The following is a 10,752-nucleotide window of genomic DNA, read 5'->3' as shown; positions in this document are numbered from 1 at the left end:
ATGTCCACCTCTTCGTTTGCTTAAAATATATCCATTAGCTTTTCAAGTTCATCCATCGTGAGATCCTCATCACCTACATCACTAGGTGTCATCTGGGTCTCCTCCTGTGATGCGCAATGTGAGATCAGCGTCTTCACATTCTTTTCAAGAAGGTCCTTGAATTGTTCCATCGTACGTTCTTCAAATTCAAGGTGATGATAAGAAATCGTCACATGGAGCTTGGCTTGTTCGACGAAACCAACAATATCAAGTGCATGAGGTTTCTCTGATTCTGGACTCAGCGATTGTCCTGAATCCCATGTCGAGCGGCTTAACTCACCGGTGATCTGTTCATCAAACTGTCCAAGATAGTTAAAGCTGATATCTGGCGCGAGATCGAATGAGATACCATCCTTCATCTTGTCAGGGGTTAAATATTTTAATATGCCATAGCCAATTCCCTTGTTCGGGATGTGCCTGAGTTCCTCTTTTAAATACTTGATCTGATAAGAAAGATCGTCTGCATGCGACATATCTAGTAACACAGGATACATACTTGTAAACCAGCCAATCGTCCTTGAGACATTGACTGCAGGGAGGATGTCCTCTCTTCCGTGTCCTTCAAGATGAATAAAGTGTCTGTCTTCACCTGTCCACTCTTTCATGGACAATCCGAGTGCTGTCAGCAAAATATCATTCATGTCTGTTTGATATGCTTCATGTACCTCTGTCAGCAGACTACGTGTTTCCTCCTCAGACAATGTGAAACGAATGGTCTGTGTATGAAGCATGCGCTGATCCTCTGTCACATGATCCTTTTGAAGCGGCGTAGCGGAATGCGCAATTACCTTTTTCCAATAAGCTCTTTCTGACAGCAGCTCATCTGACATCGCGTATTCCGTCAGCTTCTGGGCATATTCTTGGAAAGAGTGTGTTTTTTCAGGGAGTGTCAGGATTTCCCCGCGCTTCGAATGTTCATAAAGAGCCATAAAATCTTCAAGGAAAATACGCCATGACACACCATCGATGACAAGATGATGTACAGCGAGCAGTAAATGATCCCCTTGATCCGTTCGGAAAATGGCCGGCTTTACTAAAGGTCCTTCCGCTAGCGATATACTAGCCTGCACTTCATTAGCCAGCTTTTCAACCTGCTGAATTTGCTCCGACAGTTCCCCTTGTACTTCTACCACATCAACAGCTACCAAGTTTTCTTCGATTTTCCGATGACGCTGGATTACGCGACCTTCTTCGAGTGGATACACCATTCGCAAGGCATCGTGATGAATCATGAGCTGCTCCAACACTTGCTGAACGATCGTTTCATCCAAACCATTTGGTGCTTGCAGCATAATCGATTGGTTCCAATGGTGCTTACTTGTAAAGTTTCTTTCAAAGAACCAACGCTGAATTGGTGTGAAAATGACTTCTCCTTTGACAGGTGATTGGTCAGCCGTCAGTTGATCCGCTTCTTCGATATATGAGCGCAGTTCCGCAATGGTTGGATATTGGAACAATAGCTTCATATCAAGCTTCCAGCCTGCTTGTGTGAGTCTGCTTGCCATTTGGATGCCTTTAATTGAATCTCCTCCGAGGAAGAAGAAGTGATCGTGAATGCCGACTTGGCTCACGCCAAGCACGTCTTCCCAAATGCCACATAGAAGTGTTTCAACTTCATCTCTTGGCGCTTCGTATGCTGTTTGGTTCGCTTCCATATCTGGTGCTGGCAATGCTTTTAGATCGACTTTGCCATTTGCCGTCATCGGCAGGTGGTCTAGCTTGATGATCCATGAAGGGACCATATAGTCTGGCAATATGCGTTTTAAACTTTCTTTTAAGTCTTCTGTTTCATTGTCCGTGATGACATACGCGGCAAGGGTGTCTTGTTCGCTGGCATCTTTGATCGTTGTCACGACTGCTTCTTTGACTTCCGCAAGCCCAAGGAGCTGCGCTTCAATTTCTGACAGCTCAATCCGGAAGCCACGGATGTTGACTTGATGGTCTTTTCTACCGAGATAGATCAGCTCGCCATCCTCTGTCCATTTCACCAAATCGCCTGTCAGGTACATGCGCTCCCCTGGATAAAATGGATCTGGGACAAAGCGTTTTTCTGTTTCTTCTGGTAGATTCCAGTACCCTCTTGCCAGTCCTTTCCCCGCAATCACAAGTTCACCCGGTACGCCTGGCGGCGAAAGGTCATATAACGAACCAATAATGTAAAAACGGGTATTGGCAATCGCTTTTCCAATCGGAAGCGTGCCTTGATCTGGGTTGATGATCCCGCTTGTCGCCACGACTGTGTTTTCGGTTGGACCGTAGTTATTCACGAGTTGATAAGGAACAGGCTTTACCTGTTTCAACTTGTCTCCCCCCGTTAGTAAGTAACGGAGTGAATGATTGTCCATTGACATAAACTGCTCGCATAGCTGTGTTGGCAGGAACGCAATGGTGATATTTTCGTCATTGAAATACGTATTGAGCTTGATCATATCGAGACGAATCGCTTCATCAATGATGTGCAGCTCTGCGCCGGCGATCCATGTCGGGAACATTTCCCAAATGGAGGCATCAAAGCCAAAGCCGGCATATTTAGCGGTTCGATCCGCATTGGTCACTTGGAAGGCATCATTGTGCCAGAACGCCAGATTCACAAGGGACTGGTGCTCAACCATGACACCCTTCGGCTGTCCTGTTGTTCCAGACGTGTAAATCATATAAGCGAGATCAGTTGGTTTGACATGAACCTGCATTTCTTGCGCTTCGCCTTCTATGGCATCTTCTATCAATAGGACATGACCAGTGAAGGAAGCTGGTGCAGTGAGTCCTTTTTGCATGAGAAGAATCTCTGCCCCGCAGTCTTCCAGCATGTAGACAATGCGCTGGTCTGGATAATCCGCATCAATTGGAACGAATGCCGCACCTGCCTTAAGGACGCCAAGAACGGCTGCCGTCATGTCAAGGCACGGACGAGTGAGAATGCCGACGCGATCTCCTCGTTTTATACTATTTGAAATGAGTCTTGAAGCGACTGTATTCGCCCGGCTGTTCAGTTCTTCATACGTCCAGCTCGTTCCGCAGAAGGTTGCCGCTTTTTGGTTAGGTGCTTCAAATGCCTTAGCCTTGATCAGTTCATGAATCGTTTGATCTGATGGAACGTCTAGGACAGGACCTGACCATTCGTTGAGCAATTTTTGCTGCTGCTTCGGTGATAATAGCTGCATTTGATCTAGCGATTGATCTGGCGCTGATACCATTTGTTCCAATAAATGAAGGAAAAATTCCTTCCACTTTTCAATCGATGACTGTTGAAAGATAGAAGTATTAAAATCGAACACAAGCTCAATGTGATCAACCGATTCATTTCCAGTTAAGGTCAAATCAAATTTTGCGATATTCTCTTCGAAGGGCTCTGGAACAATGTGAAGTCCATCCATCGTTAAATCACGAATATCCGCATTTTCCATTGAGAACACCACATCAAAGATTGGATGACGGCTAGTGTCTCGAACCGTTTGTACTTGGTCTACCAATTCTTCAAATGGGTACAACTGATGCTCATTTGCCTCTAACACAAGCTGATGAACATTTGACGCAAATTCTGCAGCTGTCAAATGTCCTGCTGGCTTTGTTCTAAGTGCCAGCGTGTTCACAAACATACCAATGACAGATTGAATATCAGGATGAGTTCTGCCCACAATCGGTGAACCGATGATGATATCTTCTTGTCTCGATAGCTTGCTTAAAAGGGTACTATAGCAAGTGAGTAGCACTGTATACGTCGTACTGTTGAGCGCTCTGACAAGCTCATCCAATTTCGCTTTAAGCGGTCCATTGATGGTAAATGAGACGCGATCTCCTGCGAACGTTTGCACTTTTGGTCTTGGCAAATCTTCTGGCAGTGCCAGTACAGGCAGTTCTCCATCTAATTGCTTCAGCCAAAACGCCTCTTCAGCTTCTATTTGTGCAGCAAACGTCTCGCTTTTTGACCAAACCGCATAATCCTTATATTGAACAGGTAGTTCCTCTAGTTTGTCCCCTCGATACAACGCTGAAAGCTCCTCAATTAAAATGCCCACAGATGCACCATCTGAAATGATATGATGCATATCGATCAATAAATAATGGACATTTACGGAAGCAGAAACTAGACCTACTCTGAGTAAAGGCGCCTTTTCTATATCAAACGGACGGATAAAGTCATTCATCAATTCCTGTATGTCTCGTCCGTTCCCTTCGATTGTCTCAATAGGTACGGAGATGTTTGGTTCAATTCGTTGAACAGGTTCATTCTGAACAAAATCAAAGCTCGTTCGGAATGCTTCATGACGTTGGACAAGCTGTTCAATCGCTTTTTTAAATCGCTTTTCATCAAAAGCACCTTTTAGCTTTAAAGCAGCCGGCATATGATAGCTCTGCTCTGCATCGGTCATTTTCTCCAATACAAACAACCTCTTCTGAGCAGATGTCACTGGATAATAGGCCGCTTCTTCTGCAACCTCCACCCGCTTGAACTCCGTTTGATCCGCTTGATCAACTACAAAGGCAAACGCCTCTAATGTTGGGGATTCAAATAAAGACTTCAAAGTGAGCTCCACATGCATCTCTTCATACAGCTTGTTCAGCATTTTCATGCCTCGCAGCGAGTGACCACCGCATTCAAAGAAATGATCGTGCCTGCCGATCCGCGGCACTTCAAGAATTTCCTCCCAAATGCGCGCCACGAGACGCTCCGTTTCTGTTTGAGGAGTGGTGTACTCATTTACCCCTTGCTCACTTAGATCAGGCACAGGTAGCGCACGCCTATCTACCTTGCCGTTATTCGTCAGCGGAAGTTCGTCTAATTGCATGAAGAATGACGGCATCATGTACACAGGCAGTTCACGCCCTGCTTGCTCGCGCAAATCAGTTAATGAGACGGACCCTTCTGCTGTAAAATACGCACATAATGTGTCATTTGGAGCTGCAATGACGACGGCTTCCTTCAATTGCGGATGGCGAAGCAGCTGATGCTCAATTTCTCCAAGTTCAATACGCTGACCTCGAATCTTCACTTGATGATCGATTCGTCCAATGAATTCAATCTCTCCATTTGACAGCCATCGTGCAAGATCACCTGTTTTGTACATGACCTCACCAGGGCGGAAAGGATTTTTCACGAATTTTTCGCTTGTGAGTTCTGGCTGCCCATAATATCCTTTGACCAGTCCATCACCAGAGACACATAGCTCTCCTGCTACACCTGGCGGCTGCACATGTCCAAATTCATCTACAATATAAACAGCCGTTTGACTCACTGGTTTTCCAATTGGAATCGATAACGCCTGCTCCTCAATGTGATTCACTGGATAATACGTTGTGAAAATCGTACTTTCAGAAGGACCGTACATATGAACAAGTTTGCCTTCCCCTACCGTTTCAAGCGCAGCCATGACATGAGGTACAGAAGCACGTTCTCCGCCAAATAGAACTTTTCTGATGTTCTTCAGGCTGTCTTTTTTCATATCAATCAGTAAGTGAAAAAGAGCTGTCGTGATCATTAAAATACTGACTTTCTCCTTCTCAATCGCTCCGGAAAGCTCATTCATATTTAAGATATGATCCTTTGGCAGAACAATCAGTTTCGCACCGTTTAATAAAGCACCAAACACATCGAACATAAAAGCATCAAATACATAGTTTGATAGGCTCATCACTGTGTCTTCCTGATGAATGGCTAGATAATTTGATTGCCTCACTGTTCTCAAAATGTTCCGGTGTGTCACCATATTCCCTTTAGGTTTTCCAGTTGTACCAGATGTATAGGTCAAATTCGCCAAGTCCTCTGGCGATAGACGAATCTTTATATTGCTGTCTGATTGCTGATCAATTGCTTGATCTTCTGTTTCGATGATGGTTCCCTCAAAAGAAGCGAGCACCGAGCGTTGGCGCAGCACTTGATGTGTCAATAAGAATTGCGCACCGCTATCTGTTAAAAAGTGCTTCACTCGTTCATCAGGGAAATCAGGATCAATTGGTACATAGACGCCGCCCGACTTAAGTACAGCTAGAACGGAGAGTACCATCTCATTAGATCGTTCAAAGAATAAGGCTGCTTTCATCCCTCTTTCAAACCCATGTTCACGCAAATAATGAGCCAGCTGATTCACACGGTCATTTAGTTCTTGGTAAGAAAGAATGACACCTTCACATTGGAGTGCAGGCCTATGACCGTGCGCCTGCACCTGTGCTTCAAACTGCGTCACAATGGTTTCTTCTGCCGGATAAGGCGACGGTAACGGATTCCACAGATTCAGCTGAGCTTCTGCTTCTTGTTCAGTGAGTAATCGATAAGATCGAATCGCTTCCTCTGGCGCTTGGACCATCTGCTCCAGCAAATACATATAATGATGCAGCATCTGCTCGGCTGTACTTCGTTTAAATAACGCCGTACTGTAATCGAGGACAAAAGATAACCCTTGATCTGACTCCATCGCTTGCAGCGTTAAATCAAACTTTGCAATATGGAAATTGGTTTCTTCAATTTCAACTTGCATATCTCCAATATGCTGGGCGGATCCATGATCTGGCATGAGTGTAAAAACGGTATCGAATAATGGATGACGGCTAAAATCCCTTGGCACATTCAGTTTTTCAAGCAGCCGTTCAAATGGATATTGCTGATGCTCAAATGCATGCATCGTCTTTTCCTTCACTTGCTCGATCAACTGCGACATGGTTGCATTTGAGTCAACCTCTGACCGCAAAGCAAGTGTCTGGACAAACATACCAATCATGTCGTCCAAATCTGCATGCACACGCCCCGCCGCCGGTGTTCCAACCACGAATTCCTTTTGACCCGTGTACTTCGCAAGCAATGTATAGTAAGCAGAAAGCAGAACCGTATACAGTGTCGTATGGTGTTTTGCCGCTAGCTCCTGTAATTGTCCCTTTAACGTTTCACCTATTTCTTTGATCACACGATCTCCTGCAAATGATTGGACTGCTGGGCGCTGATAATCAGTCAGCAGCTGTAAAGCAGGAAGATCACCCGAGAATTCCTGTAGCCAGAATGCCTCTTCTTTTTGAAAATCTTGTTGTTCTTGCCAAACAGCATAGTCCTGATATTGAAGCTTCAATGGATCTTTGACCGATCCCTCGTAAGCATCCGACAGCTCACGCAGCATCAAATCAATCGAAAGACCATCTGAAATCAGATGATGCATATCGAAAAAGAGCAGGTGCTCCTGATCATGTAATGACTTCAAGCCAATGCGAAGAAGTGGTGCACACTCAAGGTCAAAGGGTCTGACAAATTGCTGCATATTTTCTTCCATCGTACTGCCTGTCAGCTGTTCGATTTGAAATGACACGGATGAAGCTACCCGCTGACGGGGAACACCTTTCAACGTATGAAAAGACGTACGCAGCATATCATGACGTGTAATGAGTGTTTCAAAAGCTTCAGTCAACTTCTCTTGCTGCAGCGTTCCTTTTAACCTCACAACAGCTGGCATATGATATGCAGTGCTTTGCTCCAATTGACTCACCATATAAACGCGCTGCTGTGGAGGTGACAATGGATAATGGTCTAAAGCAGGTGCTTTAGGTATCACCGTTTCAGAAGATGTTTCCGCTTGCTCAATGTAGGCAGCCAAAGCAGCAACGGTCTGCTGTTCAAATAAAATAGACAGCGGCACCTCCACATGAAAATCTCGCTGCACATGTGTGAGTACAGTCATTGCTTTCAGCGAATGCCCCCCTCGTTCGAAGAAAGAATCATATACACCAATCTTCTCTTGGCCAAGAATTTCTTCCCACAAACGGACAAGCTTCGTTTCAAGCTCATTTCTAGGCGCAGCATAAACAGCTTGAACGGCTTTATCACCTTTTAAGGCAGCAAGTGCACGACGATCAACTTTGCCGCTGACTGTGAGTGGAAATGCATCAAGCTCTTTGAAATAGAGCGGCATCATGTAAGCTGGTAGCTGATTTTTGATAGAGGCTTGCAACATATCAACTGACACACCTGCATGACGAGCTTGATAGTAAGCACTTAACGCCTTTTCCCCGTCCGCTTCTTCCACAACAAGTACGACAGCTTGATCCACTCCATCTACCTGCTCCATCACTGCTTCAATTTCGCCTACTTCTATGCGGTAACCCCTTATTTTCACTTGATCATCCATTCTGCCAAGATAATCAATTGTGCCATCCGGAAGCCATCTGACTAAATCCCCTGTTCGATACATCCGCTCACCTGGAGAAAATGGATCTGCCGTAAATACTTTCTCCGTCAATTCAGGCTGATTCACATAGCCTCGTCCAACACCTATCCCTGCAATGCACAGTTCTCCTGGAGCGCCCTGTACCTGTAATTGATCATGTTCATTTAAAATATAAAGACGATGATGACCGAGCGGCTTTCCGATCGACAAATAACGCTGCTGTTCAGAGAATTCGGGCAGCTCACTTAGTTCTAGGCGATGAACTGCCGCATCAACACATGTTTCAGTCGGTCCATACACATTCCACAAAGTAAAATCCGGCTCACTCATACGAACCGCTTCGATAAGAGAATGTGCTGCTTTCGCAGGCAATGCTTCTCCCCCAACTAACATATGCAAGAGTGACAGCCCGTCTAATTCAGCTGCAAGTAAAAGCTGCACATGCGCCGGTGTTCCGTCTGCTGCTTCAATTTGATGTTTTCTATAATAAGCCGCTAATTGAACACCATTTCTCGTTGTTTCTCGTGGGATGATGTGAAGCGTATGCCCAAATAAAAGAGCCGCAAAAATTTGTTTCACCGATGCATCAAAATGGAATGGTGCAAGAAGCGCCATTTGAAGCTCACTCGCCTCTTCATAAATCTCATGATGCAAGGCATGAACCAAATGATGCAGCTGAAGATGCTCAATCATGACGCCCTTTGGCTTCCCAGTTGTCCCAGATGTATAAATCATATAAGCCAAATCCTCTGGTACCGACTCATCTACAAGCTGAGGCAACCGTTCATCATCTAATGCGATTTGCTGCAGCACGACCATTTTTTTCGAAAGGGCATGGTATGTTGAAACGAACGATTCCTCTGTTAACACAATAGATGCACCAGAATCCTCTACAATATATTGAATACGCTCCTCAGGTAAGGCCGGATCAATCGGTACATACGCCCCTCCTGCCTTTAATATGCCGAAGATCGCCACCATCGCCTCTGCCTTCCGATCCATTAGGACAGCAACCGGCACATCACGAGAGACACCTTTCATTTGTAAAAAACGCGCCAGCTTTTCTGCCTTTTGATACAGCTCTCCATAAGTAATTGCTCCATTTTCCGCTACAACGGCTGTCCGCTCTACATACTTATTGGCTGTTTCATCAAACATGTGATGAATCGGCTTTTCGGTTGGTTTTTCAAACGGTTTTCTCTCAGATAATTGCAGCAGTTCCTTTTGTTCATCTGGTGGAAGTAAAGGGAGTTTCCCGATCAGCTGGTCAGGCTGGGAGACCGCCGCTTCTAGTATGATCAAGAATCGTTTAAACATCTGACTGATTTCTTCTTCGGTGAATACATCTGTACGATAGTCCAAATCAATGGTCAATGTATCTGTGTCCCAGCGGTCCTTTACATGAATGGAAATATCATTCATTCCGCTCCCGCTAAAGATCGGTTCAGTAATAAAAGAGAGATTCTCTTTTTTCTGCCACTGCATGACCTGGTATTCTAAAGAAATATCAAAAAGGCGTCCTGTAAATCCTTCTCTTTCTCTCAAATCATTCATGAGAAGATTGTAAGGGTACTTTTGGTGACGCAAGATCTTCATTTGATCCGCCATGACCTGTTTGACGAAATCAAGAAATGATTGCGACCCTTGAACAGATGCACGCATCGGAATCGTGGAAACAAACATACCAATCATCTTTTTTTCTTTGGCATTTGTTCGATTGCCCATAAAGGTTCCAAGGACAACATCTTCCATACCGCTAAAACGATGCAAATACATATAAACAGTAGACATGAACATCGAGAGCATACTGACTTTCTGCTCTTCACAAAACGCGCGAAGTTTCTCCTTCAAAGAATCTGGAATATCCCCTGAAAATCTCTCTGCATGTAAACTCATCTCGTATCCCTTATGCGATTTTAAAGAAGCGAAATCTGGAATATTGGCAAATTGCTCGTTCCAAAAAGCTTGGTCTTTTTGAAACCGTTTAGAAGTTTCATAGCTTTGCTCACTCATGATGTGGTCAACGAAGGAAATCTCCTCAACCGGTGAGATGTCTACCCCGTGCAGCATGTCCTGGTATAAGTCGATGATGCGATTTCCCATTAAGATAATGGAGATACCATCCGCCACAATATGATGTGCTTTACAAAACAGCCAGCACTCTTGATCACTGATTTGAAAGACCGTAAATTCAATCAAGGGGCTGTCAATTAACGGCATCGGCTCACGGATTTGCTCATTCGCCCAAGTTCTTACTTTTTCTTCACTCCAGCCCTTCTCCATGCGAATCGGCTGTTCTTCATAAGGCTTGATATATTGAACAGGCTCTTCCTGCTCATGTTGATACACCAGTCTCAACCGAAGGGAGTCAGTTTGACGAATGTACACTTGAAGCACGTCAACGACCAAAGATGGATCTAAACCTGATACCGATCTCAATCTGGCGAATCCACCCAAATTAGAAATACTTGTACCTGGATAAAATCTTTCCGTGTAGAATACTCGCTTTTGCGCATGTGTTAAGGGGTAATAAACTGTATTCATTTTCATCCTCCGCCTCTTTTATGTT

The 10,752-nt window shown here is 44.7% G+C and carries 1 protein-coding gene; it reads right to left on the bottom strand.

The features are described from left to right. Positions 1-20: 20 nt before the first annotated feature. Positions 21-10,727 (bottom strand): non-ribosomal peptide synthetase, encoded by a 10,707-nt coding sequence (locus MHI35_RS01880; RefSeq protein ID WP_340990791.1) that lies wholly within the window; start codon positions 10,725-10,727, stop codon positions 21-23. Positions 10,728-10,752 lie beyond the last annotated feature (25 nt).

The organism is Bacillus sp. FSL K6-3459, from assembly GCF_038003305.1.
GTDB classification, from domain to species: domain Bacteria; phylum Bacillota; class Bacilli; order Bacillales; family Bacillaceae; genus Bacillus; species Bacillus pumilus_O.
Note: the sequence above shows the minus strand (reverse complement) of the source record. Positions and strands in the feature narration are given on the sequence as shown.

Excerpts from the sequence above, each read along its gene's own strand:
- MHI35_RS01880 (WP_340990791.1), bottom strand. The coding sequence starts at position 10,727 with ATGAATACAGTTTATTACCCCTTAACACATGCGCAAAAGCGAGTATTC.